This window comes from Streptomyces coelicoflavus, assembly GCF_045041415.1.
GTDB classification, from domain to species: Bacteria; Actinomycetota; Actinomycetes; order Streptomycetales; family Streptomycetaceae; genus Streptomyces; species Streptomyces coelicoflavus.
In genome coordinates this window covers 7,297,297-7,322,295 of record NZ_CP108218.1, presented here as the reverse complement: position 1 = coordinate 7,322,295, position 24,999 = coordinate 7,297,297, and the positions used below count along the sequence as shown (strand labels likewise).

Annotated in this window: 21 protein-coding genes; 12 read left to right on the top strand and 9 right to left on the bottom strand. The window is 73.6% G+C overall.

The genetic code is table 11. The annotated features are described in order from the left end of the window. Positions 1–8 precede the first annotated feature (8 nt). Positions 9–1,313 carry an ABC transporter substrate-binding protein gene (locus OHA99_RS32975; RefSeq protein ID WP_153181094.1) on the bottom strand — a complete coding sequence of 435 codons (1,305 nt, stop codon included), beginning with the start codon at positions 1,311–1,313 and terminating at the stop codon, positions 9–11. A 150-nt stretch (positions 1,314–1,463) separates the two neighbouring features. On the opposite strand from OHA99_RS32975, the gene OHA99_RS32970 reads away from it, so the two are divergent. Beyond that, positions 1,464–2,513 carry a LacI family DNA-binding transcriptional regulator gene (locus OHA99_RS32970; protein WP_194280347.1) on the top strand — a complete coding sequence of 350 codons (1,050 nt, stop codon included), beginning with the start codon at positions 1,464–1,466 and terminating at the stop codon, positions 2,511–2,513. A gap of 16 nt (positions 2,514–2,529) precedes the next feature. On the opposite strand, the gene OHA99_RS32965 is transcribed toward OHA99_RS32970, so the two are convergent. Further along, a complete protein-coding gene (locus OHA99_RS32965; RefSeq protein WP_153181093.1) occupies positions 2,530–2,979 on the bottom strand; it encodes a tautomerase family protein in 450 nt (149 codons plus the stop codon). Between the two features lie 71 nt (positions 2,980–3,050). On the opposite strand from OHA99_RS32965, the gene OHA99_RS32960 reads away from it, so the two are divergent. Both OHA99_RS32960 and OHA99_RS32955 read left to right on the top strand, forming a co-directional pair. Beyond that, a complete protein-coding gene (locus OHA99_RS32960; RefSeq protein ID WP_228126250.1) occupies positions 3,051–3,968 on the top strand; it encodes a LysR family transcriptional regulator in 918 nt (305 codons plus the stop codon). A gap of 195 nt (positions 3,969–4,163) precedes the next feature. Further along, a complete protein-coding gene (locus OHA99_RS32955) occupies positions 4,164–6,212 on the top strand; it encodes an NPCBM/NEW2 domain-containing protein (RefSeq protein WP_405698527.1) in 2,049 nt (682 codons plus the stop codon). A 45-nt stretch (positions 6,213–6,257) separates the two neighbouring features. On the opposite strand, the gene OHA99_RS32950 is transcribed toward OHA99_RS32955, so the two are convergent. Together OHA99_RS32950 and lnt are read right to left on the bottom strand one after the other, a co-directional pair. Beyond that, positions 6,258–6,737 carry an NUDIX domain-containing protein gene (locus OHA99_RS32950; protein WP_153181091.1) on the bottom strand — a complete coding sequence of 160 codons (480 nt, stop codon included), beginning with the start codon at positions 6,735–6,737 and terminating at the stop codon, positions 6,258–6,260. Between the two features lie 68 nt (positions 6,738–6,805). Further along, a complete protein-coding gene (gene lnt, locus OHA99_RS32945) occupies positions 6,806–8,419 on the bottom strand; it encodes an apolipoprotein N-acyltransferase (protein WP_282879777.1) in 1,614 nt (537 codons plus the stop codon). Between the two features lie 298 nt (positions 8,420–8,717). Here lnt and OHA99_RS32940 point away from each other — a divergent pair, with 298 nt between their 5' ends. Then, on the top strand, positions 8,718–9,740 hold the full coding sequence (locus tag OHA99_RS32940; RefSeq protein ID WP_405699030.1) for an O-antigen ligase family protein: 1,023 nt from the start codon (positions 8,718–8,720) through the stop codon (positions 9,738–9,740). A gap of 123 nt (positions 9,741–9,863) precedes the next feature. Here the strand turns inward: OHA99_RS32940 and OHA99_RS32935 are convergent, their stop codons facing one another. Next, on the bottom strand, positions 9,864–10,406 hold the full coding sequence (locus tag OHA99_RS32935) for a hypothetical protein (RefSeq protein WP_042825663.1): 543 nt from the start codon (positions 10,404–10,406) through the stop codon (positions 9,864–9,866). 79 nt (positions 10,407–10,485) lie between these two features. Continuing rightward, the gene (locus tag OHA99_RS32930) at positions 10,486–11,271 is read right to left on the bottom strand and encodes an aspartate/glutamate racemase family protein (protein WP_366472842.1); all 786 of its coding nucleotides are present in this window, start codon (positions 11,269–11,271) and stop codon (positions 10,486–10,488) included. A 57-nt stretch (positions 11,272–11,328) separates the two neighbouring features. Here OHA99_RS32930 and OHA99_RS32925 point away from each other — a divergent pair, with 57 nt between their 5' ends. Then, positions 11,329–12,552: a glycosyltransferase gene (locus tag OHA99_RS32925; protein ID WP_381502581.1), complete on the top strand. Its 1,224-nt coding sequence runs from the start codon at positions 11,329–11,331 to the stop codon at positions 12,550–12,552. 19 nt (positions 12,553–12,571) lie between these two features. On the opposite strand, the gene OHA99_RS32920 is transcribed toward OHA99_RS32925, so the two are convergent. Beyond that, entirely contained in the window at positions 12,572–13,891 is a 1,320-nt protein-coding gene (locus OHA99_RS32920) for a TerD family protein (RefSeq protein ID WP_366472872.1), read from the bottom strand. Between the two features lie 295 nt (positions 13,892–14,186). Here OHA99_RS32920 and OHA99_RS32915 point away from each other — a divergent pair, with 295 nt between their 5' ends. The 4 genes from OHA99_RS32915 to OHA99_RS32900 all read left to right on the top strand — a co-directional run bounded on the left by OHA99_RS32915 (position 14,187) and on the right by OHA99_RS32900 (position 18,890). Further along, positions 14,187–14,630 (top strand): DUF6643 family protein, encoded by a 444-nt coding sequence (locus OHA99_RS32915; protein WP_164385725.1) that lies wholly within the window; start codon positions 14,187–14,189, stop codon positions 14,628–14,630. Between the two features lie 42 nt (positions 14,631–14,672). Beyond that, positions 14,673–15,500 (top strand): MOSC domain-containing protein, encoded by an 828-nt coding sequence (locus tag OHA99_RS32910; protein ID WP_282879779.1) that lies wholly within the window; start codon positions 14,673–14,675, stop codon positions 15,498–15,500. 237 nt (positions 15,501–15,737) lie between these two features. Beyond that, positions 15,738–16,343, top strand: coding sequence for a hypothetical protein (locus tag OHA99_RS32905; RefSeq protein WP_366472841.1), 606 nt, complete (start codon positions 15,738–15,740; stop codon positions 16,341–16,343). A gap of 108 nt (positions 16,344–16,451) precedes the next feature. Next, the gene (locus tag OHA99_RS32900) at positions 16,452–18,890 is read left to right on the top strand and encodes a right-handed parallel beta-helix repeat-containing protein (protein WP_194280187.1); all 2,439 of its coding nucleotides are present in this window, start codon (positions 16,452–16,454) and stop codon (positions 18,888–18,890) included. A 32-nt stretch (positions 18,891–18,922) separates the two neighbouring features. Here the strand turns inward: OHA99_RS32900 and OHA99_RS32895 are convergent, their stop codons facing one another. Beyond that, a complete protein-coding gene (locus OHA99_RS32895) occupies positions 18,923–21,316 on the bottom strand; it encodes a hypothetical protein (protein ID WP_405698526.1) in 2,394 nt (797 codons plus the stop codon). 256 nt (positions 21,317–21,572) lie between these two features. On the opposite strand from OHA99_RS32895, the gene OHA99_RS32890 reads away from it, so the two are divergent. Both OHA99_RS32890 and OHA99_RS32885 read left to right on the top strand, forming a co-directional pair. After that, a complete protein-coding gene (locus tag OHA99_RS32890; RefSeq protein ID WP_007446863.1) occupies positions 21,573–22,397 on the top strand; it encodes a DeoR/GlpR family DNA-binding transcription regulator in 825 nt (274 codons plus the stop codon). Between the two features lie 133 nt (positions 22,398–22,530). Further along, positions 22,531–23,004 (top strand): SRPBCC family protein, encoded by a 474-nt coding sequence (locus OHA99_RS32885; RefSeq protein WP_153181081.1) that lies wholly within the window; start codon positions 22,531–22,533, stop codon positions 23,002–23,004. A gap of 15 nt (positions 23,005–23,019) precedes the next feature. Here the strand turns inward: OHA99_RS32885 and OHA99_RS32880 are convergent, their stop codons facing one another. Next, positions 23,020–24,144 carry a PLP-dependent cysteine synthase family protein gene (locus OHA99_RS32880; protein WP_153181080.1) on the bottom strand — a complete coding sequence of 375 codons (1,125 nt, stop codon included), beginning with the start codon at positions 24,142–24,144 and terminating at the stop codon, positions 23,020–23,022. Between the two features lie 358 nt (positions 24,145–24,502). Here OHA99_RS32880 and OHA99_RS32875 point away from each other — a divergent pair, with 358 nt between their 5' ends. Continuing rightward, positions 24,503–24,826 carry a hypothetical protein gene (locus tag OHA99_RS32875; RefSeq protein WP_007446867.1) on the top strand — a complete coding sequence of 108 codons (324 nt, stop codon included), beginning with the start codon at positions 24,503–24,505 and terminating at the stop codon, positions 24,824–24,826. The last annotated feature ends 173 nt before the right edge of the window (positions 24,827–24,999 follow it).

The window sequence follows — 24,999 nt, the reverse complement described above, 5'->3', positions numbered from 1 at the left end:
GCCGTTCGTCACTCGGTCGGGAGGGCCTGCATGGCCTTGATGAAGCCGTCCGTGTCGAGCTGTCCGTTGAAGAACTGCTGGATGGCCTTGTGCAGGTCCGAGCTGGCCTTCTGCGGGTAGGCCTGGTCCCAGGACAGCTGGAAGTTCGGGGCGTCGGAGACCAGGTCGTACTGGAAGCGCGAGTACTCGGGGGTGCCCGAGCTGTCGATGAACTTGTCGGTGTTGGTCGTGGTCGGCAGGTTGCCGATGTCCAGCTGCGCCTTGACGAACTCGTCGGAGTACATGAGCTTCAGGAACTCGGCGACGGCCTCGGGGTGCTTGGTCTTCTTCATCACCGAGTAGTAGTTGTTCGTGTTGCCGGCCAGGTTGGCCGGGTCGCCCTTGCCGCCCGCGACGGCCGGGAAGGCGGTGTAGCCGAGGTCCTTCTCGGCGAACTCCTTGTGGTCCGTGAGCTGCTGGGAGTAGTACCAGGAGCCCATCAGCTCGAAGCCGGCCTTGCCGGAGGCCACCAGCTGGACCGAGCCGCCGTTGGTGTACTTGACGGAGTCGTAGTTCTTGCCGAAGGCTCCGGAGTCGACGAGCTCCTTGATCATGTCCAGCGCCTTCTTGCTGTCCGCGCTCTCCCAGGCGCTCTTGTCGCCGCCGACGGCCTTCGCGAACAGCTCGGGACCGGCTATGCGGTCGTAGAGGTACTGGAACCACATCTGGGTGGGCCAGACGTCGCCGCCGCCGAGCGCGATCGGGGTGACGCCCGCGTCCTTGAGCTTGTCCACGGCGGCGAGCAGCTCGTCCCAGGTCTTCGGCGGCTGGACGCCCGCGTCCTCGAGGACCTTCTTGTTGTGGAAGAGCAGGACCGGCTGGGTGCCGCGCATCGGAATGCCGTACGGCTTCCCGTCGACGACGGCGCTGTTGAAGACGGACGGGAGGAACTTGTCCTTGAGGCCCGGGTCCTTCTTGATGAAGTCGTCGAGCGGCAGCAGCAGGTCCGCCTTGACGAACGGCTTGATGCTGCCCCCGCCCCAGTTGAAGAAGACGTCCGGGGCCTGCGGGGTGTTGATGATCGTCTGGAGCTTCGTCTGGTAGTCGGCCCCGGGGATGGTGTCGAGCACCGCCTTGACGTCGGACGTCTTGTTGAAGGTGTCGACGATCTGCTGTTCGACCTTGTTGCTGGCGTCCCCGTAGACCAGGACATGGATCTTGCCGTCGTCCGACGACGCCCCGCCGCTCCCGTCACCGCAGGCCGACAGGCTCAGCGCCAGGGCGAGCGTCGCACCGGTGGCGACCAGTCTGGGCAAGCGCGCACGTGTCTTCATCGTTCGCCTTTCGAAAGTTTCGGCACCATCACCGAAAGTCCATGCTGGTCGGACAGTAAAGTGAGAGGGGATTTCGGGTCAATGGCCGTGCGCCTGCCGACTCAAAACGTTATCGATCGCATGGTCGACCCCATGGCCTATCCTGCGTGCATGCACGATGAAGTTGAGGTGGGAGCCAGGGTGACCCTGGCCGAGGTTGCGAAAGAGGCGGGGGTCTCTCCGCCGACAGTTTCGAAGGTCCTCAACGGTCGTTCGGATGTCTCCCGCACCACCCGGGCCAGGGTGGAGCGACTCCTCGAGGTGCACGGCTACCGCCGCCGGACCGCGGGCCGACCGCGCTCGCCGCTGGTCGAACTCGTCTTCCACGAGCTGGACAGCGTGTGGGCGATGGAGCTCGTCCGGGGCGTGGAGGACGTCGCCAAGGCCAACCGGACCGAGGTCGTGCTCACCCGCAGCGGCACCCGGCACGCCCCCGCGCCGGACTGGATCGACGGCGTGCTCAGGCGCAGGCCGCTGGGGGTCGTGCTGGTCTTCTCCTCACTCCCCGCCGAGGTCAAGCAGCGGCTGCGCGCCTGGAACATCCCCTTCGTCATCGTCGACCCGGCCGGCGACCCCGACCCCGACGTTCCGTCCGTCGGCTCCGCCAACTGGGCCGGGGGGCTGGCGGCCACCCGCCACCTCACCGACCACGGACACGAACGCGTCGCGATCATCACCGGGTTCGAGGACATGCTGTGCTCACTGGCCCGGCTCGACGGCTACCGCTCGGCGATGACGATGGCGGGCCTGCCGATCGACCCGGCGCTGGTCCGGTACGGCGACTACAGCGTGGAGAGCGGCTTCGAGCACGGCATGGCCCTGCTCGCGGACCCCGGCCGGCCGACGGCGGTCTTCGCGGGAAGCGACCTCCAGGCGCTGGGCGTGCTGGAGGCGGCCCGGGTCACGGGCCTGAGGGTCCCTCAGGACCTGTCGGTCGTCGGCTACGACGACGTGCCGCTGGCCCAGTGGTCCAGCCCGCCGCTGACCACCGTCCACCAGCCGCTGCGGCACATGGCCGAGGAAGCCACCCGCATGCTCTTCCACCCGGACGACCCCGGCCGCGCGGGCCGGCGCATCGAGCTGGCGACCCACCTCGTCGTACGGCAGAGCACTGCGCCACCGGGCGGGGCACGGCAGCCGCCCGGTGGCGCGGGTGGGTGAGGAGGACCGCGGCCGCCTACCGGCCCGAGCCCCCGCGGACGCCGGGCAGGGGCACGTCGGGCACGTCGGTCATGCGCGCGTCGTAGCCGGTGACGGGATCGACGGTGCGGCCGGCGGCCCACCAGTTCTCCCGCGCCGTCTCGACGGCCATCAGCATGACGTCCTCGGCGGGAACGCCCGCGCGCAGCCGGAGGTTGTCGACGATCGCCCGGAAGAGTTCCGCCTTCTGCTCCGCGCCGCGCTGGTTGAAGGACAGCTGGATGAACAGGGTTCGCCGGCTGCGCGGTATGCCGAACACCACCGGTTGCATGACGAAGTTGTCGTCCGTGACCTCGTGGAAGACGTGGAACTGGTCGTCCCGCGGGATCTTCAGGACCTCGACCATGGACTCGTGGAGCGCCTCGGAGACGAGACGACGGTGCTCGGGCGTGGTTCCCCGGCGCAGGGAGATGCTGATCAAAGGCATGTCATCGACGCTAGGAGGCCGCCGGCCATTCCGACAGTGAATGTCTGGCATGCTGGATATGCTGTGGGCTCATGAGCATGGCCGATGTGACGCTGGTCGGGCTGCGGGTGCTGCGCGAGGTGGCGGACCGGGGCACCTTCACGGCGGCCGCGCGCAGCCTCGGGTACACGCAGTCGGCGGTCTCCCGGCAGGTGGCCGCGCTGGAACAGGCGGCGGGCGCCCGGCTCTTCGACCGCTTCCCCGGCGGCGTGCGGCCCACCGGCGCGGGCCGCGCCCTGCTGCGCCACGCCGTCGCCGCCCTGGACGCGCTGGAGGCGGCCGACCGGGAACTGCGCGGGGCCCAGGACCCCACGAGCCGGGTCCGGCTGGGGTACTTCCCCGCCGCGGGCGCGGTGATGGTGGCCGACGCGCTGACGGCGCTGCGCCGGGAAGGCTCGCGCGTGCGGGTGACGACGCGGGAGGGGAGCACTCCGGCGCTGGTCCGCGCGCTGCGCAGCGGCGCCCTCGACCTCGCGCTCCTGACCTCCCGTCCCCCGCACCGCTCCCCCGACACGGACGCCCCGCCGCTGCGCGTCGAGCCGCTGCTGGAGACGCGCCTGGCCCTGGCGGTCCCGGCGGACAGCCGGTTCGCCGACCGCGGTACGGCCGACGTGGAGGACATCGCCGCCGAACCCTGGATCGCCGGTCCCGGCGGCGCGGGTGAGCCGCTTCTCGGTGTCTGGCCCGGGCTGCCCGGCCGGCCCCGGATCGCCCACACCGCCCGCGACTGGCTGACCAAGCTGCACCTGGTCGCGGCCGGGGCGGGCATCACCACCGCCACACCGGCCCTGCTGCCCGTCGTCCCGCCCGGTGTGCGCTTCGTGGACGTCACGGGCGTCGCGGAGGAAGTACGGCGCGTCAACCTGGTGTCGCTGCCGGACCGGGGCACACCGCCGTCCGCGGCCCTGGTGAACGCCCTGCGCGGGCGGGCCGCGGCCCTGGCCGGCTGAGGCGCTGCCCGGCGCCACCCCGCCCGGGCACCCGGCGTGCTCCGCACCCGGCACGCCGCCGCCGACGGCCGGAGAACAGAATTCCCCAGGAACTCCCTCTTTCCGTCAGACCTCAACACCCCTACTGTGAGCGCGCGTTGACGGTGCGTGCTTCCCTCACGCGCCGCTTCCGACGAGCCGCGGAGGAACGTAACGATGCGTCACCTTCCCATGCGCGTACCGCGCGTCACCGGGCGCAGAGCCCTGGGCGCGATCACCGCCGGGCTGCTCGCCGCCGGAGGACTGGGGGTGAGCGCGCAGGCCGCCCCGCCCGCGGCGCGGACCCCGGCCCCGGCATCGGCGGCGTCCGGCCACGAAGGGCTGGCCCTCACACCCCCGATGGGCTTCAACAACTGGAACTCCACCCACTGCCGGGACGAGTTCGACGAGTCGATGGTCAAGGGCATCGCCGACCTCTTCGTCGAGCGCGGCCTGAAGGACGCCGGCTACGAGTACGTCAACCTCGACGACTGCTGGGCGCTCCCCGAGCGCGACGCCGACGGCAAGCTGGTGCCCGACCCCGAGCGCTTCCCCAACGGCATCAAGGCCGTCGCCGACTACGTCCACTCCAAGGGCCTGAAGTTCGGCATCTACACCAGCGCGGGCACCAAGACGTGCAGCAGCATCGGATTCCCCGGCGCACTGGGTCACGAGTACAGCGACGCCCGGCAGTTCGCCGACTGGGGTGTCGACTACCTGAAGTACGACAACTGCAACAACCAGGGTGTCGACGCGAAACAGCGTTACACCACCATGCGCGACGCGCTGACGGCGACCGGCCGGCCGATCGTCTACAGCATCTGCGAGTGGGGGCAGAACAAGCCCTGGGAGTGGGCCGGCGACCTGGGCCAGCTCTGGCGCACCACCGGGGACATCAGCGACTCGTGGAGCTCGATGTCGTCCATCATGAAGGCCAACCTCGCACTCGCCCCGTACGCGCGCCCCGGCGGATGGAACGACCCCGACATGCTGGAGGTCGGCAACGGCGGCATGACGGACACCGAGTACCGCACGCACTTCTCCATGTGGTCGATCATGGCCGCCCCGCTGCTGATCGGCACCGACCTGCGCACGGCACCCGAGTCGGCCTTCGAGATCCTCACCAACGACGAGGTCGTCGCCGTCGACCAGGACCCCCTGGGCAAGCAGGGCGAGGTCGTCTCCTCCCAGGACGGCCGGTGGGTCGTGTCCAAGGAGATGGCGGACGGCAGCCGGGCGGTCGCGCTGTTCAACGAGAGCTCCCGCGCGCAGCGGATCGAGACGACCACGAAGGCCGTCGGCCTGCCGAAGGCGCGCGGCTACACCGTGCGGGACCTGTGGAAGCACCGTGACACCAACACGACGGGCACGATCGCCGCGACGGTGCCCGCGCACGGCACCGTGCTGCTGCGGGTGGAGGCCGACCGGAAGTGGGCCCAGCACCCGCCCGCCCTGGACGTGGCCGCCGACGGCGGCGCGGTGACCGAGGCCGGACGGACCGAGCGGATCACCTCCGAGGTCACCGACCTGGGCGGCACCGCGGCCCACTCGGTGAGGGTCGCCCTGACCGGCCCCGAGGGCTGGCGCATCACTCCGAGGTCCGCCACGTCGGCGCGCGCCCTGAAGCCGGGCGGAACCCTGGCGACGGACTGGGACGTCACGGTTCCCGCGGGCACCGCCGCGGGCGACCGGGACCTGACCCTCACGGTCGAGCACCGCACCCGTTCCGGCACCCGGCTCACTTCCACGGCACCCGTCACGGTGCGCGTCGGCGTGCCGCTGCCCGCGGGCGAGTCCGCCCTGTCGGACGCCGATCCGCTCAGCGCGTCGAACGGCTGGGGTCCCGTCGAGCGGGACCGCAGCGTGGGCGAGAGCGGCGCCGGCGACGGCGGGCCGATCACCATCGGCGGCACGACGTTCTCCAAGGGGCTCGGCGTCCACGCACCGAGCAGCGTCGAGTACTACCTCGGCGGCGCGTGCACCACGGTGACCGCGCGGGCCGGCGTGGACGACGAGTCCGGCGACAGGGGCAGCGTGGTCTTCGAGGTCTGGGCCGACGGCACCCGGGCCGCGTCGACGGGCACGGTGACCCACGCCGACACGGCCCGCGCCCTCTCCGCCGACGTCTCCGGGGCGGACGTCGTCCGCCTGGTGGTCACGGACGCCGGGGACGGCATGGACTACGACCACGCGGACTGGGCGGACCTGCGGGTCACCTGCGCCTGAGCCACCGGCACGGGGTGAGGCCCCCACATGGGCACACCCCGTGCTTCAGGAGGAACCGCCCGGCTCGAACCAGGTGGGTGCGTCGGACAGGGCCTGCTTGATCCTGGTGTGCCCGAACTCCTTGATGTCCGGCAGGGCGTCCACCGCGAACCAGCCGACCTCCAGCGACTCGTCGTCGTTGACCCGTGCCTCGCCGCCCACGGCGCGGCAGCGGAAGGTGATGTCCATGAACTGGCAGACGTCGCCGTTGTCGTAGGTGACCGGCTTCATCGCCTGTACGAGGACCAGCCGCTCCACGGCGCACTGGACGGCGGTCTCCTCCTCGACCTCGCGCACGGCGCAGGCGGCGGGCTGCTCCCCCGGCTCCGGGATGCCTCCGATCAGCGACCAGCGCCCGTTGTCCGACCGCCGGCCGAGCAGCACTCTGCCCTCGTCGTCGAAGACGACGGCGGTGACTCCGGGGAGCCACAGGAGCTGGTGTCCGGCCGAGGCGCGCAGGTCGGTGATGAATTCGGGAGTAGCCATGTGCCCGACCCTAACCGGCCCGCCGGACCGCTCCGGACGACGTCACGGGGCGTGCGACGGGCGTACGGCTACACGTCGCGGGCGCGCCGACCGCGCACACCGGCGCCGACGGCCCAGCCGAGTCCGCCGGCGGCGACCAGCACGAGGGCGATCTCGGGTGCGATGCCGAGCCGGGTGGCGGGCGTCTCGGAGGAGCGCAGGGGCACCTCCTGGACCAGGGAGTCGGCCACGAACATGCCGGTCTTCTGGGTGATCCTGCCGTCCGGCATGATGATCGCGCTGACGCCGCTGGTCACCGGGACGGTGACGGTCCGGCTGTGCTCGACCGCGCGGACCCGGGACATGGCGAGCTGCTGGTAGGTCATCTCGCTGCGGTCGAAGGTCGCGTTGTTGCTGGGCACCGAGATCATCTGGGCGCCGTCGGTGACCTCGGAGCGCACGGCCCAGTCGAAGGCCGCCTCGTAGCAGGTCACCAGGCCTACCTTGGTGCCGGCCATGGTGAACACGCCGGGCTCGGTGCCCCGGCTGAAGTCCCGGCCGACCATGGCGGTCCAGTCGTCGTTGATCGCCCCGATGAGCGAGCGCAGCGGCAGGTACTCGCCGAAGGGCTGGATCTGCCGCTTGTCGTAGGTGTCGACGGGGCCCTTGTCCGGGTCCCACAGGATCTGCTCGTTGAGCAGCTTGCCGTCGCGGTCCACGACGCCGCCGACCGAGATGGGCGCACCGATCGCCTTGGCCGCCCGGTCGATGACGAGGCGGGCGTCGGCGTTGGCGAACGGGTCGATGTCGGAGGAGTTCTCCGGCCAGAGCACGAAGTCGGGTCGGGCCACCTTGCCGGCCTCGACGTCGGCGGCCAGACGCTGCGTCTCGCGCGCGTGGTAGTCGAGTACGGCGCGTCGCTGGGAGTTGAAGTCGAGGCCCGCGCGCGGCACGTTCCCCTGGACCACGGCGACGGTCGCGGTGCCGTCCTCCGCCTCGTCGCTGACCAGCGGCCGTGCGGCCACCGCGCCCACGACGGGTACGGCCACGCCGAGCAGTGCCACCGCCGCGGCACCGCGTCGTACCTCGTCGCCGCGGCGGGCCCGGAGGGCCAGGCGCACGGCCTCGCAGAGACCGAAGCCGCACAGGACGACCGCGAAGCCGAGAACCGGTGTGCCGCCGACGGCCGCGAGCGGCAGGAACACACCGTCCGCCTGCCCGAACGCGATCTTCCCCCAGGGGAAGCCCTCGAAGGGCACGCGCGCGCGTGCCGCCTCCCCCGCGGTCCACAGCGCCGCCGCCCACACCGGCCATCCCGGCAGCCTGGACACCGCGGCGACGCCCGCGCCGACGGCCGCCACGAAGAGCGCCTCGATCGCGGCCAGGGCGAGCCAGGGGCCGGGGCCGACCTCCACGCCGGTCCACACCAGCAGCGGCAGCAGGAAGCCGAGGCCGAAGAGATAGCCGAGGCCGAGGCCGGCCTTCCAGCCGCGGCCGCGCAGGACCTGGCCGAAGACGGCGAAGGCGGGCAGCGCGAGCCACCACAGGGTGCGCGGCGGGAAGCTGACGTACAGGAGCACTCCGGAGAGCGCCGCGGCGGCGGCCGGGACGAGGCGCTTGAGCCGCGCGACGGCCCGGGAGCCGGTCGTGGCCTGCGGCTGCGTGCGGTCCGACTCGCCGACGGAGGTTGCGGTGGCTGTCACCCCCCGGAGTGTACGGCGGGTGACCTGGCGGCGGACAGGACGGTCCGCGGACGTCGCAGGGGCTCGGGGCGGCCCGTGCCGCACGTTTCGCCACAACCGTGCGCCGCCCGGTCCACTATCCGCCGACCGGCCGTTACGGTGTGGCCGAGCCCCGGTCGCCGGCCCGATGCGCCGGGCGGCGGGGCCCGTCAGGTCGGGGGCGACGGGGGCGGGGGGCACGGTGGGTTCGAGGCGGACGGCGTCCGCGGCCGGCGAGGCCGCGGGCATCGGGGGACGCGGAGGCGTGGACACGGCGGGCATGGCGATCCTCGCCGCCTGCGCCTCCTGGTCACTGATCACCGCGGCCGCGCGCGACGGGCGCCCGGAGGGCGTGCTGCTCGCGGTGCTGGCCGTGGCCGCGGGTTACGCCGCGGGACGGATCGGCGGGGCGCTGCTGCCGGTCGCCGCGCCGTGTGCCGCGGCGCTGGCCGGGGTGGCCCTCACGGTGGCCGTCCCGCGTCTCGCGCCGGGACCGGCGATCACGGCGCCGCCCGGGCACGCCGGGGCGACCGCCGCCCTGCTCGCCCTGTCGGCGGGCGCCGCGTGCTGCGGGGCGTGGGCCGGCGGGGTTGCGGCTCTGCGCACCGCGGCACGGCTGCTGGCCGCCGGGATCGCGGTGACCGCAGCGGTACTGGGCTCGGTCGTGGGCTGCGTCGCGTGTGTGGCCGTGCTGCTGTGCTCGCTCGCAGTCGGCCGGGTACGCCGCCGCGGCGCGGCGATCGCCGGGCTGGGGCTCGGCGCGGGGGCGGTGACCGGGCTGACCTGGGCTGTTCCGGGCGGCCTGCTGCCGGACGGGCTCGCCGTGGCCCTGGAGGGACAGCTGACCTCCCGTCGTGTCCGGCTGTGGGCCGACGCGCTGGACCTGCTGCGGGGGGACGTGGCCCTCGGTGTCGGACCGGGCCGGTTCGGGGCGCTGAGCCCCACGGCCGCCCAGGCGCCGTCGCCGGACGGCCGGCCGCACTCGGCGGTGTGGCAGCAGGCGGCCGAGGAGGGGGTCGTGGGGGTGGTGCTGCTGGCCGCGGCGTTCGGCTGGGTGCTGTACGCGCTGTGGCGCTCGCCGCGCCCGACCCCGGTCGTCCTCACCGCGGGCGTGTCCCTCACCGGGCTCGCGGCGATCGCCGCCGTCGGCAACGCGCTGAGCTTCACCGCGGTGCCGCTGGGCGCGGGTCTCCTCGCGGGACTGGCCACGGCCCGCCCCTTCGCCGAGGAGCCGGCGCCCGGCGTACCGCCCCCCCCCCCCGGCGGGGGTGTACGGACACGGGCTGAGCGCCGGCCCCGGTGAGGCCGTGAGGATCGGCGCCGCCGGCGACCGGGCCCCCGGCGCGTCCCTGCGCTGTCGCCCGGCGGGCCCCGGCGTTGTCGACCGGCAGGGCCGGAGCGCCGCCGCTAGCTCAGTGCGCCGGGCTCAGTGCGCCGGGCCCGGTGCCTTCGGGCGCAGCCGGTCCTTGATGACCTGGACGGCGGCCTCCGCGTCGTCCACGGTGATCGTGAAGGTGTGGCCGTCCCACAGCCGCAGGATCAGGCCCTCCCCGCGCCGCACGACGACGGCGGTGCCCCGCTCGGGACGCCACCGGTAGCCCCAGCCGCCCCAGTGGCGCGGGGTGACGTGCGGCGCGAACTCGGCGCCGGCGACCTGCGAGAGGGGGATGCGGCGACGGGGCACCCCGATGTGGCCGCAGCGCACTTCCAGGCAGTCTTCGTCAACTCTCAGCGCGACGTGCACGAAGGCGAGCGTGCCGAACAGGACCAGCAGTCCCGCCGCGATGCAGCCTACGACGGCCATGGCGAGCGGGGCGACGCCGGACTCCCAGGCCGATTCGACGGCCAGGGCGATGCCGAGCGCCACGCAGGCGGCGCCGATGAGCGCCAGGAACCACTGGATCCGGCTGGTGGCACGGCCGGTCCAGACGTTCGGCTGGGGAACGGTCTCGCCGTGGCGATGCCTCATGGATATGAGGTTACTCATGTTTCGCTGCGCGGGTACCTCGTCGCACAGGGTGACTGGGCCGACCGGGCGGACGGGCCCGTCAACCGGCCGGGGTGACCGCGTGCAGAAGCCGGCCCTCGTCGTAGGCCAGCGCGGGTACGGGCAGGGCGCCCTCACGTCCGCTGAGCAGCACCGTCAAGGTGCCCGCGGCCGGGGCGCCGGGGTCGGGCCGGACCCCGATCCGGCGCAGCGCCTGCGCGGCCACCGCCCCGGCGGATCCGTGCAGGACGAGGCGGGGTGCGTCGGGGCGCTGCACGGCGGCGCGGATGCGCTCGGCGACCAGTTCGTAGTGGGTGCAGCCGAGGACGACGGTCGTCACGTCGTCGGGCGTGAGGGCGGCCGCGGCGGCGACGGCCGCGGTGATCGCCGCCTCGTCCGCGTGCTCGACGGCGTCGGCGAGTCCCGGGCACGGCACCTCGGTGACGGGCGCCCCGCCCGCGAACTCGTCGATCAGATTCCGCTGGTAGGGGCTGCCCGTGGTGGCCGGCGTCGCCCAGATCGCCACGGGGCCGCCGCCCGCCGCGGCGGGCTTGATCGCCGGCACGGTGCCGATGACGGGCACCCCGGGCTCGAGCCGGGCGCGCAGCGCGGGCAGCGCGTGCACGGTGGCGGTGTTGCAGCCGACGATCAGGGCGTCCGGACGGTGCGCGGCGGCGGCCTCGGCCACGGCGAGGGCGCGACCGGTCAGGTCCTCGGGGGTGCGCGGGCCCCAGGGCATGCCGTCGGGGTCCAGGGAGAGGATGAGATCGGCGTCCGGTCGCAGTCGCCGTACCGCGGCGGTGGCCGCCAGCAGACCGATTCCGGAGTCCATGAGCGCGATCTTCACCCGGCCACCATAGACGATGCGCCGCCGCCGGCCCGTGCCGTGGTGCAGACTGCGCACGTGAGCGCCGATGTGTGGACTTCCGTCGTGACCGTCGTGACCTTCGTGTCAGCCCTCTCCCTCGCCGCCTGGCTGTGGCTGCTGCTCGCCCGGGGCTTCTTCTGGCGTACGGACGTCAGACTTCCGGCCCGGGAGGAACCCGCCGTCTGGCCCTCGGTGTGTGTCGTCGTTCCGGCGCGCGACGAGGCGGCGGTGCTGCCCGCGAGCCTGCCCTCGCTGCTGGCCCAGGACTATCCGGGGCGGGCGGAGGTCTTCCTGATCGACGACGGCAGCACGGACGGCACGGGTGGGCTGGCCTGCGAGCTGGCCCGGCGGCACGGCGGGCTGCCGCTCACCGTGGCCTCGCCGGGGGAGCCGCCCGCGGGCTGGACGGGCAAGCTGTGGGCGGTGCGGCACGGCATCGACCTGGCACGCGCGCGTGAACCCGAGTACCTGCTGCTGACGGACGCCGACATCGCGCACGCGCCGGACAGTCTGCGCGCGTTGGTCTCGGCGGCCGGCACCGGCGGGTTCGACGTCGTCTCGCAGATGGCCCGGCTGCGGGTGGAGAGCCTGTGGGAGCGGCTGGTGGTGCCCGCCTTCGTCTACTTCTTCGCCCAGCTGTATCCGTTCCGGTGGATCGGTGGCGGCGGCGCGGGGAGCGGGAGGAAGGGGACGCGGACGGCGGCCGCGGCGGGCGGCTGTGTGCTGCTGCGCACCGGGGCCGCCGAGCGGGCGCGGATCCCGGACGCCATCCGGCACGCCGTCATCGACGACGTGGCTCTCGCCCGCGCGGTCAAGGGCTGCGGCGGGCGGGTCTGGCTGGGCCTGGCCGACGGGGTGGACAGCGTCCGCCCGTATCCGCGGCTGCACGACCTGTGGCGGATGGTCTCGCGCAGCGCGTACGCGCAGCTGCGGCACAACCCCTTGGTGCTCGCCGGAACGGTCGTCGGTCTGGCTCTGGTCTATCTGGTGCCGCCGGCCTCGGTGTTCGTCGGCCTGGCGGCGGGGCAGGGGGCGACGGCCGTGCTGGGCGGCGCCGCCTGGCTGGTGATGGCGGGGACGTATCTGCCGATGCTCCACTACTACCGGCAGCCCTGGTGGCTCGCGCCGCTCCTGCCGTTCACCGCGTTCCTCTATCTCCTGATGACGGTCGACTCGGCGGTGCAGCACTACCGGGGGCGCGGCGCGGCCTGGAAGGGCCGCACCTACGCCCGTCCGGACGCCGTGCCCGAGGAGGGCTGAGCACCCGCCCCGGGGCGGGTCACTTGCGGCCGGGGGTCCAGTTCATGCCCCAGCCGTAGACGTGGTCGACCGTCCGCTGCGGGCTCACCCCGCGATCGGGCACCAGGTAGCGGGCCTCGCGCTGGACGACGAGGTCGTTTCCGGTGTTGGTGATCAGCGCGAGGGCGCACACCGTCGAGGGCACGGTGCACTCGTCGAGCGAGAAGTCGACCGGGGCGCCGTACTGCGGCTGGAGCGTGACCGTGGCGTGCAGGTCGGCGAAGGAGCGGGCGCCCTCGTAGATGGTCACGAAGACGAGGATGCGCCGGAAGTACCGCTGGTGGTCGAGGCTGATGGTGAGGTTCTCACCGGTCGACACGGCGCCGGTGCGGTCGTCGCCGTCGAGGTGGATGAACGGCGGCTGGTGCAGGGCGCCGAAGGCGTTGCCGAGTGCCTGGACGACGCCCTTGCTGCCGTCGCTCAGTTCGTACAGGCAGCACAGGTCGAGGTCGAGGTCGTCGTGCATGGCGACCGGGCGGCCGAGCTTGCGGGCCCAGCCCGAGAACTGCTTGCGCACCTGCCAGTTGAGGTTGACGCGCATGGCGCCGGAGGTGCCGCCCTGTTTGGTGAGCGAGACGGAGGGCGCGGCCTTGGTGAGCGTGACCTTGGTCAGGGGGACCGGTGCGGTGGAGGAGGGCGCGGCCGGGGGCGGCGGGGGCGGGGCGGCGGCCGGCCGTGCCGCGGGAGGTGCGGCAGGTGCGGCAGGTGCCGACGGGTACGTCGTGGCCACGGGAGCGGGCGGGACCGGCGGCGTGGGAGGCGCGGCCGGGGGCGTGTGCTGCGGCTCGTCCACCGAGATGCCGTAGTCGGTGGCCAGTCCCTCGAGTCCGCTGTCGTAGCCCTGGCCGACGGCGCGGAACTTCCAGGTGCCCTGCCGGCGGTAGAACTCGCCGAGTACGAAGGCGGTTTCGACGGTCGCGCCCGGGTTGTCGAAGCGGGCGACGACGGTGTTCCGCGCGGCGTCGCGGACCTCGATGTACAGATCCGGGACCTGTCCGAACGCGCCGCCGTCCGAGGAGGCGGCGAGGATCACGGTCTCGATCGCGGGCTCCACGCGCGCGAGGTCGACGAGCAGGCCGTCGGTCACCCGGCCGCCGGCGTCCCGCTTGCCCTCGTGGCGGACCGCGCCGGAGGAATGGGCCGCCTGGTTGTAGAAGACGAAGTCCGCGTCGGAACGGACCTTCCCGCCCACCAGGAGGAGGGCGGAGGCGTCCGCGTCTGGCACGCCGGGGCCGGACCGCCAGCCCAGTTCGACCCGCAGTGCCGTCGTCGGCACCGGGGTGTTCGATCCTTTCGGCATGGACATGCCTGCCCCCATCACGTGTCACCGAGCCGGGCAGTGTCCCGGCGAGTCGTCGATTTCTCGACACCCAACCTATTCTCCGGACCGCCCGCCCTTGGAGAGGCGTCCGGCAGAAGGTTCGGTCAACCGCCGGTATCCCGCCCGGAACTCGGCCTTTACCGCAAAACAGCGCGGCATGACGCCCCTTTTTGCCAAGTTCGCTCGCATTGGGGATACCGGGTCACTGCGGACACGGAAAACAACCCTCTTATCGGTCTCCCCAACCAGCACATCGTGGGCTTAACTTATGGCCATGACCTCCCCCCGCTCCACTTATGGCGGCGGCTACTACTCCGCCTCCTTCCCGGACACCCCGATCTACGACTCGCTCGTGGCCGAACGGGGCACACCGCAGATCGCCCCGATCCGGGTCCCCGCCGCGTACGACATGCCGAGCAGCAGCCATCTGCCCGCGCTGCCGTCCGCCCTGCCCGCCCTCCCGGCGGGCCCTTCGCAGCCCTCCTACGGATATCCGCAGCAGGCCCCGCAGCCCGCCCCGCTGCAGCAGGCCCCCGCCGCGTACATCCCGCACCAGGCGTCCGCGCCGCGCGGATACCCCGGCCCCCAGCATCCTCAGCAGCCCCGCCCGGCCGCGCCCGGCCCCGCGGGGTACGAGGCGATGCGCCCCGCGGCTCCCCGGCCGGCCCCCGCGCCGTACCAGGACCCGTACAACCAGCAGCAGTACCGCGGCTACTGAGCCGTCCCCGGGGTTGTCGGTGCCACCTGGCACGATGACCCCATGGGGTACGCGCGACTGCAGTCGATCCACGTCCATCCGGTCAAGGCGTTCCGGAGCCTGTCGCTCCAGGAGGCCGTCGTGGAGCCCTGGGGGCCGGCCGGAGACCGACGCTGGATGCTGATCGACGACGGGGGAAAGGTCGTCACGCAACGCACGCGGCCGCGCCTCGCCCTGGCCGCCGCCGAGCTTCTGCCCGGCGGCGGCGTACGGCTGTCCGCACCGGGCGCGGCACCGCTCACCGTGCCGGTTCCGCGCGCGGCGGGCACGGTGACGGTGCGCCTCTTCAACGACAAGGTGGAGGCGCTGCCCGCCGAGGACGAGGCCGCGCACGCCTGGTGCAGCGCGCTGCTCGGAGCCGACGTCCGGCTGGTGCACCTGGACGACCCGGCCACCCGCCGCCCCGTGGACCCGCGTTACGCGCTGCCGGGCGAGACCGTCTCCTTCGCGGACGGCTTCCCGCTGCTCCTGACCACCACGGCCTCGCTCCACGCCCTGAACGCCCTGATCGCGCGGGGCGAGCACGCGGACGAGGGCCCTCTCCCCATGAACCGGTTCCGGCCGAACCTGGTCGTCTCCGGCACCGAGCCCTGGGCCGAGGACCGCTGGTCCCGCGTTGCCGTCGGCGAGGTGGTCCTGCGGGTCGCCAAGCCGAGCGGGCGGTGCGTCGTGACCACCACCGACCAGGCCACCGCCGACCGCGGCGCCGAGCCCCTGCACAGCCTCGCCCGGCACCGGCGCACGGCGGGCAGACTGCTCTTCGGGCAGAACCTGGTCCCCCTCGGCGGCGGCACGGTCCGGGTCGGCGACCCCGTGCGCATCGTCGAGTGACGTGCGCCCGTTCGCCCGGAGCGGGCGGACCCGCCGGGCGAAGGCCCCGGTCCGGGGCGAACGGCGCGGTGACGGGAACCCGTTGCGGGGTCCGCGCGTTGAGCTTTGTGAGAGGTTCATGAGAATCCGGCCGGCAGGGTCCACCGAGCGGGGGCGGCACGCTTGCCCCGCTCCGTCCGGATTCCGCGTGAACGGCTCGGCGGGGGATGCGGAGCGGAGCGGGAAGGGGGCGCGGGCGTGCGAGCGATCAGAGGTCTCTGGCGCTGGCGAGGCAATCCCCTGTGCCGCACGAGCGACCTGGCCGAGGCCTGGGTGGCCCTGACGGCGCTGCTGCTGATGCTGTCCGTGGCGCCCCTGGTCGGTGCGCTCCTGGGCGGCGCGGCACACGGCGCGCTCCAGCGTTCGGTGCGCGAACAGCACGAGTCCCGGCACCGGGTGACGGCCACCGTCATCCGTGCGCTGGAGCGTTCGCCCCTGAGTGTCGACCCGGAGGGTGCCTCGGGGGAAGACCTGCGCCACCGAGTCCTGGCCGGCTGGACGGGGCCGGACGGCTCGCGGCACGAGGCGCCCGTCCTGGTGGGCATCGACGATCCGGGCAGCGGCGACCGGTTCGCGATATGGACGGACGCGCGGGGCCGCGAGGTGGCCCGCCCGCTGGACCCGGCGACCGCGACCACGCACGCCGTGCTCGCCGGGCTCGGCACCGCGGTGGCGGCCGCGGCCCTCCTGGAGGCCGCCCGGCGGACCGTGGTCTGGCGCCTCGTGCGCCGCCGGTACGCGCGCCTGGAGCAGGAGTGGGAGCGGGCGGGGCCGGACTGGGGCAGGACCGGTGCGGGCAGTTGACGGGCTTGAGCCTCCGGTCAACTCACCACCTGCGCGCACGCTACGGTGGACCGGCCGAACCGAATCGGCGACGACCCGCGTACGACGAGGTGGGGGCACAGCAACGCCATGGCACAGGGCACGGTCCAGGTGACGCACACCGGCACCTCGCGGTGGCGGCGCCGCACGGGTGAGTACGCATCGCTCTCCGCCGCCCTGGAGGCCGCGGCCGACGGTGACGTCCTCACCGTCGCCCCCGGGACCTACCGGGAGAACCTCGTCGTCCAGCGGGCGGTGACCCTGCGCGGCCCCGAGGGCGCTCAGGGCTCGGTGCGCATCGCACCCTCCGACGGGGTCCCGCTGACCGTGCGCGCCTCGGCGGTGATCCAGGACCTGCACGTCGAGGGCCAGGACGCGGCGGCGCCCGCGGTGCTGGTCGAGGACGGCACACCGGAGCTGCTGGGCCTGCGCGTCGTCGCGCGTTCCGCCTCCGGGATAGAGGTGCGCGGCGACGCGCGTCCCACGGTGCGGCGCTGCACCGTCGACAATCCGGCCGGCGTCGGCATCGCCGTCCTGGACGGCGGGGGCGGCGTGTTCGAGGAGTGCGAGGTCGTCGCGGCCGGTCAGGCGGGCGTCGCGGTGCGCTCCGGCGCCCACCCCCGCCTCGAGCGCTGCCGGGTGCACCACGCCGCGGGTTCCGGACTGACGGCGACGGGCGAGGGCTCCGCCCTCGAGGCCGTGGGCTGCGAGGTCTACGAAGTGCGGGGCAGCGGCGTGCAGGTGACCGCCCGGGCCACCGCCCACCTGACCGACTGCGACGTGCACCGCACCACCGGCGACGGCGTCACCCTGGACACCGACGCGGTGCTCACCCTCGCCGACTGCCGCATCCACGACATCCCGGAGAACGCGGTCGACCTCAGGTCCCGCTCCGTCCTCACCCTGACCCGCACCAGCGTGCGGCAGTTCGGGCGCAACGGCCTGTCGGTGTGGGACCCGGGCACGCGGGTGGACGCCAACCAGTGCGAGATCTTCGACAGCACCGGCGACTACCCGGCGGTCTGGGTCAGCGACGGCGCCACCGCGGTGCTCGACTCCTGCCGGGTGCACGACGTGCCGGACGCGCTGTTCGTCCTGGACCGCGGCTCGCGCGTGGACGTCGTCGACAGCGACCTCTCCCAGGTCCGCAACACCGCCGTGTCGGTGAGCGACGGGGCCACCGCGCAGCTCGACGACTGCCGCATCCGGGACGCCGCCACCGGCGCCTGGTTCCGCGACCACGGCAGCGGAGGCACCCTGAACAACTGCACCCTGGACGGCAACCGCACCGGTGTGATCGTCACCAAGGGCGCCGACCCCACCATCGAGCGCTGCACGGTCGACTCCCCCTCCGAGGCGGGCGTCTACGTGTCGGCCGGCGGCCGCGGCAGCTTCCTGAACTGCCGGGTCACCGGCAGCGCGGGGTACGGCTTCCACGTGATCGACGGCTGCCGTACGACGCTGCGGAAGTGCCGCACGGAGCGGTGCGCGCGCGGCGGGTTCGAGTTCGCGGAGGGCGGCCCCGACACGGCGTACGACTCCGGTCCGCTCGTCGAGGACTGCACCAGCGACGAGAGCACCGGCCTGACGGCGCCCGCCGCGCCCGAGCCGGTGGTGCAGACGGTGGCCCAGTCCCCGGGTCTGCTCGGCTCGATCCCCGGCCAGCGCACCACCGAGCAGGAGCCGCTGATCACGGCCACCGCCCCGCCGGAGCCCGCCCGGACCTCGAAGGCCGTGCTGGGCGAACTGGACGCCCTGGTGGGCCTGGACAGCGTCAAGCGCGAGGTGCGGGCGCTGACCGACATGATCGAGGTGGGCCGGCGCCGGCAGCGGGCGGGCCTGAAGGCCGCGTCGGTCAAGCGGCACCTGGTCTTCACCGGCTCCCCCGGCACCGGCAAGACGACGGTCGCCCGGCTGTACGGCGAGATCCTCGCCTCGCTCGGGGTGCTGGACAAGGGGCACCTGATCGAGGTGTCCCGGGTGGACCTGGTGGGCGAGCACATCGGGTCCACGGCGATCCGCACCCAGGAGGCGTTCCAGCGGGCGCACGGCGGCGTGCTGTTCATCGACGAGGCGTACGCGCTCTCCCCCGAGGACGCGGGCCGGGACTTCGGCAAGGAGGCCATCGACACGCTGGTCAAGCTGATGGAGGACCAGCGGGAGTCCGTCGTCGTGATCGTCGCGGGGTACACGGCGGAGATGGAGCGCTTCCTGTCCGTCAACCCCGGTGTGGCGTCCCGCTTCTCACGCACCATCACCTTCGGCGACTACGGTGCCGGGGAGCTGCTGCGGATCGTGGAGCAGCAGGCCGACGAGCACGAGTACCGGCTGGCGCCGGGCACGTCCGAGGCGCTGACGAAGTACTTCACGGAGATCCCCAAGGGCCCGGCCTTCGGCAACGGCCGCACCGCCCGGCAGACCTTCGAGGCGATGGTGGAGCGGCACGCGAGCCGGGTCGCCCAGCTGCCCGACCCGAGCACGGACGACCTGACGCTGCTGTACCCCGAGGATCTGCCCGAGCTGCCGTAGGGAGCCGGAGCCCGGGCCGGGCACGCGGCGCCTCAGCAGTCTCCGGTCGCGTCGTCCGCCGCCGGGACGGACGCCGCCGCACCGCCCGTGTGGCGCGGCGCCGGCACCTCCGGGCGCAGCCGGGCCAGCAGCCGCGCGCGTTCCTCGGCGAAGGCCGGATCGGCCTGGTAGTCGGAGTGGCCGAGGACCGGCGCCGGCAGCGGGTGGAGTTCGGTGCGGCCGTACGTCAGCGGGTCCTTGAGGGGTGCGCGGTCCACTGCGGGGCCCGCGTCGCCCGGCAGCCGCATCGGGCCGCCGATGGGGTCGGTGCGCCGGTAGAGGTTGCGCCAGCAGTCGACCTCCTCGTGCAGCGAGGCGAGCGCGTCGGGGCCGAAGTGGGCGGGGAACCAGCGGCCGTACAGCCGCTCCAGCGGGGAGCCGTAGGTGAGCAGGGCGACCCGCCTGCGGGCGGACGGCTCGAGCTGCCAGGACGCGGCGGCGGCGAGGACGCTGCCCTGCGAGTGCCCGGAGATGACCAGCCGGCCGCCGGTGGCACGGGTCCAGGTCGCCATCCGCCAGGTCAGGTCGGGCACCGCGCGCTCGGCGTAGCAGGGCGGTGCGAAGGGGTGCGCGGCGCGCGGCCAGAAGGTGCCGACGTCCCACAGGATGCCGATGGTGCGCCGCGCGGAGGCGTCCTTGTAGGCGCGCCTGCCCCAGGTGACGAACAGTATGAAGCCGAGGCCGATGAGCCAGGAGCCCAGTTCCTGCGCGGTCTGCGCGGCGCCCTGGACGACGGCGTACGTGCCGCGCGCGGCCTCGCCCGGCACCTGTCCGGTCGTCAGGGCGCCCACCAGGGCTCCGGCGCCGAGGAGCAGGGTGGCGGTGGAGGTGATGGCGACCAGGAGGGGCGCCCGGTCGGTCAGGGTGGCCATGGCCCGGGTGAGCGCGATGCGCCGGGTGCGCCCCGCGTCCCCGGTCTCGCCGGGGTGGTCGCGTTCCACGGCGTCCCGTTCCGCGCGGGCGAGGCGCAGCGTGTGCCGGGCGAGCGCGGCGCACATCAGCAGCACGACGACGAGCAGCGGCGGGATGACGGACGCCTGCCAGGTCAGCAGGACGGGCGGGCCGTCGAGGAACGCGCCGGTACCGTCCATCCAGTCGGAGACGCGCTGGGCGACACCGCCGGACATGACGCCGCCCAGCGCGCAGGCCAGCATGGCGACGGCGGGACCGCCCAGCCCCCGGACGGCGGCGCGGGCGTCGGGGCGGCTGCGGTGGAGCAGGTGGGCGACCACGGCCAGCGCGATGACGAGCAGCCCCTGCACCAGGGCGATGGTGCCGAAGGCCGAGTCCCCGGACAGCCGGCCCTCCGACGTCCATCCCGGGCGTGCCCAGCCGCCGTACAGCAGGGCGAGGACGAAGAGGAGGAGGGCGGCGAGCGGCAGGCGGCGCACGAGGCGTGCGTCGAGTTCCCGGTCGAGGCGGTTCTCGCTGCGGCCCCGGCGGCACACCACCGCGACCACGGCGACCGCCCCCGCGACCAGTGCCCCGAGCAGCGCCCACCCCAGCGTGTCGAGCGGCGCGGGGCCGCCCGGCCCGCGGTCGAAGCGGGCCGCCGGCAGGCCGACCCCCGCGGCGACGGTCAGCAGTCCGGCGGCGGTGTGCGCGGCGCGCAGCCGGGCCACCAGGCGGCGTCCGTACCAGAACCCGGGGCGGCCCAACGCGCCGTGGCGGGGGTCCTCCTCGGCGTCGCTCTCGCGGCCCATCGGCTGCTGGGACTCGTACGCACGCCAGGTGCGCAGCGACAGGTACCAGAGCAGCCCGGTCAGTGCGGCGGGCACCGCGGCCGCGAGGGCGAGTCTGCGGCCCGGCGTGCTCCACCAGCCGCCGTCCGACGTCACCGGCGACAGGAAGCCCAGCCAGGAGTGCCGCTCGGCGCACGCGCGCGTGCCCGCGCACTGCCAGGCGACGAGGTCGAGGGCGACCTCGCAGGCGGCGGCGACCAGGAGCACCGTCAGGGTGAGGCCCGTGAGCCGCAGCAGCAGCCCGTAGAGGCGGACCGTGCGGATCCGGCCGTCGGCGGAGGGCCGCATCCAGTGGGCGATGTTGACCACCATGAAGGGCAGGAGGAGCAGCCACAGGGCGCGGGTGCCGTTGCCGGAGGTGAGGTTGCACCAGACGTAGGCCTCGGGCACCGGCCGGCCCCGGTAGTCCTCGGGCCGGGACTCGGCGTCGGCGTCCTCGGTGCGCCGGAAGACGGCCGCGACATGGTCGCCGGTGATCCGCACGGTCCGCGGGTCGTCCAGCATCTCGGCCGGTGTCGTGCCGCCCACTCCGTGCACCAGGAGTTCCAGGGCGGTGCCGCTTCTCCCGTCCGCCCCGGTCGTCCCGTCCGCCCCGGTCGTCCCGGTCGTCCCGCCCTTCCCCGCCCTTTCCTGTGCCTGTTCCACTGTCCGCACTCCCCCGTGACGCGCCGTCGGCTCTGTCCGTGCGGGCACAAGGATCTCCGTTCCGGGGGCGTCCTACACCCCTGGGCACGGAATCTCCCCGATCCGTGTGACCGGTGCGGCCGGGGCGGGCGGTGGCGCGGGCCGTCGCGGGGCGTGCGAGGATGGGGCGTCCGCGCACGGGTGCGGGGAGAAGTCCTCATCGGAGCGAGTGCGTCGGCGTGTCGGACGGTTTTGCGGCGAAAGGACCGAAGCGTACGTGAGTGAGAATCCGAACCTCCTCGCGGAGCAGCGGCGCGCCCTGATCCTGGACGAGGTGCGCCGCCGGGGCGGGGTCCGGGTCAACGAGCTGACCCGCAAGCTCGGCGTGTCGGACATGACGGTCCGCCGCGACCTGGACGCACTGTCCCGGCAGGGCGTCCTGGAGAAGGTGCACGGCGGCGCGGTCCCGGTGGCCGAGGCCAGCACCCACGAGCCGGGGTTCGAGGCCAAGTCGGGCCTGGAGCCCACCGCCAAGGAGGACATCGCGCGGGCCGCTGCGGAGCTGGTCGCGCCGGGCGCCGCGATCGCCCTGTCGGGCGGCACGACGACGTACGCGCTGGCGCACCGGCTGGTGGACGTGCCGGATCTTACGGTGGTCACCAACTCGGTGCGGGTGGCCGACGTGTTCCACGTGGCGCAGCGCACCTCGGGGGCGCGGCAGGGCGCGGCGACGGTGGTGCTCACCGGCGGGGTGCGCACGCCCTCCGACTCGCTGGTGGGCCCGGTGGCCGACCAGGCGATCGCGACGCTCCACTTCGACGTGCTGTTCCTGGGCGTGCACGGCATATCGGCCGAGGCCGGCCTGTCCACGCCGAACCTCGCGGAGGCCGAGACGAACCGGCGGCTCGTGCAGTCGGCACGGCGTGTCGTGGTGGTCGCGGACCACACCAAGTGGGGCGTGGTGGGTCTGAGTTCGTTCGCGACGCTGGAGCAGGTGGACACGCTGGTGACCGATCCCGGCCTGTCGGCACAGGCCCGCGCGGAGGTCGCCGAGCATCTCGGTCTCGTCGTGGCGGGCGAACCGGAGCCCGCGGCCGACTGACGCCCGCGGCGCGGCCCGCGGCCGCCCCCTGCCGTGCGGCGCCGCCCCGCTGACACTCGGAGCGCGCGGGGCTATCGTGGCGCCACCCGGCCGATCGTCCGCACGCGCGGCTTCGCACCAGGGGGTGGTGGTCATGGCTCGCCGTCTGCGTCCGGTGGGTCTCGACTTCGTCGAGACGGCGCCGGTACGCCTGGTCTTCGCGCGGGACGTCCCGGCCGCTCCTGACGCGGTCTTCCGCGCCCTGGCCGAGGAGGTGCCCGGCTGGCCGGCCTGGTTCTCGGCGGTGACGTTCGCCCGGCCGATCGGTGACGGGGCGGGGCGCGAGGTCCGGCTCAGGGGCGGTATGCGTTTCGTGGAGACGGTGCTGGCGGCCGAGCGGCCCGAGGTGTACGCCTGCCGCGTCGACGTCACCAACGTGCCGGGCGCCCGGGCGATGCTGGAGGAGTGGCGGCTGGCGCCGGCCGGTACCGGGACACGGGTGCGGTGGACGTTCGCGGCGGACGGCACCGCGCCGTTCCGTTTCGTGCTCGACCGGGCGCGTCCGGGGCTGGGGCGGGCCTTCCGGGCCGCGGTCGGATCGCTGGACCTGCGGCTGCGGCGGCCGTAGCCCGCACGGCCGTGGTCAGCGGGGCCAGGTGCCCGTGCGCAGCAGGGACTCGATCGCCGCCGTGTACGGCTCGATGTCGAGGCCCTGTCCGGCGAGCCAGGCGTCCGAGTAGTACTTGTCGAGGTACCGGTCCCCCGGGTCGCACAGCAGCGTCACGACGCTGCCCCGTTCCCCCTCGGCCACCATCTCGGCGACGATCTTCAGCGCGCTCCACAGGCCGGTGCCCGTGGAGCCGCCCGCCTTGCGGCCGATGACCTGCTCCAGGGCCCGCACGGCCGCGACGCTCGCCGCGTCGGGCACCTTCATCATGCGGTCGATCGCGCCGGGCACGAAGCTCGGTTCCATCCGGGGCCGGCCGATGCCCTCGATCCGGGAGCCGCGGTCGCAGGACACGTCGGGGTCGCCGGTGGTCCAGCCTTCGAAGAAGCAGGAGTTGTCCGGGTCGGCCACGCAGACGCGGGTGTCGTACTGCATGTAGTGGACGTAGCGGGCGAGGGTGGCGGAGGTGCCGCCGGTGCCGGCCGTGGCGACGATCCAGGAGGGCTCGGGGTACCGCTCCAGGCGCAGCTGGCGGAAGATCGACTCGGCGATGTTGTTGTTGCCGCGCCAGTCGGTGGCGCGCTCGGCGTAGGTGAACTGGTCCATGTAGTGGCCGCCGGTCTCCGCCGCGAGGCGGGCGGATTCCTCGTACATCCGCCGGGAGTCGTCCACGAAGTGGCACCGTCCGCCGTGGAACTCGATCAGGCGGATCTTCTCGGTGCTCGTCGTGCGGGGCATGACGGCGACGAAGGGCACGCCGATCAGCTTGGCGAAGTACGCCTCGGAGACCGCCGTCGAGCCGCTGGACGCCTCGATCACCGGCCGGTCCGGCCGGATCCAGCCGTTGCACAGACCGTAGAGGAACAGGGAGCGGGCGAGGCGGTGCTTGAGGCTGCCGGTCGGGTGGGTCGACTCGTCCTTCAGATACAGGTCGATGCCCCAGCGCTCCGGGAGCGGAAAGAGGAGCAGATGGGTGTCGGCCGAGCGGTTGGCGTCGGCCTGGACCTTGCGGACGGCCTCTTTGAGCCAGGCGCGATAGGCGGCGTCGCTGTGGTCGACGTCCAGGGTGGCGCCGGTGCCGGTCTGCTGGGAAGTGCTCACTTCGGGGGCTCCTTACGCTGCGCGCCGACGGCGGACAGCGCGGCCGACAGCTCGATCATAAACACCTTGCACACCCTTCTCACCTGCATAAACACCTCTTTGGGAGCCTCAAAGTCCCCCCTGGGGGGACGCCGGGGAAGCGGTGGGGGCGCGGTGGGGGGCGCATTCGCGCGAGTGCTCCGGTCGCCTCCGGAAAGGGCGGCGCGTACTGGTGCTCGGGGCGCGGTGCGGGCAGACTGCCAGCGGCGGGACCGGATTCCGGTCGCGGGCGCACACTGGAGCACGACACGAGCCGGTACCGGCAGCATCGCGGTCGGTGCACGGTCCGGCAACCGACGCGCACGAGGGGGCGACGGCCATGGCGGAGCCGGAGTTCAGGGCCACGGGGGTGCGGATCGGCAAACGGCTGCGGTCACTCACCCGGGCCGGGACGGTCCGGATCAGCGGTGGCCGGGTCGAGCTGCTCACCAGCTACGGCAGTGAGATAGACAGCGCCCCGGTGCAGGCGGTGCGGGCCTCCCGCCCGTGGTTCGGCCCCGAGGACCGCGCGCTGGCCGATCTCAACGGCAAGCGGTACCTGCTGACCCTCGGCGAGCGCGACCCCGCCCCCGGCGAGCCGGGTCCGCCCGCCGCCCGGCGGTTCATCGAGGCGGTGCGCAGGGCGGCCGGACGACGCGTCTGAGAGATGTCCGTAACTTGCGGTGCCGAACCCCTTGCGTCACGCTGGTCTCACGTCACTCTGGGTTTACCGGCGATAACGCTGCGAACCAGCCCGCCGGCCATGACAGCGGGCGGCGTGCGCCGTGTGCGCCTCGCTGGATCCGAACTCCGTGTTCTTCCGGACCTCTATGTCGG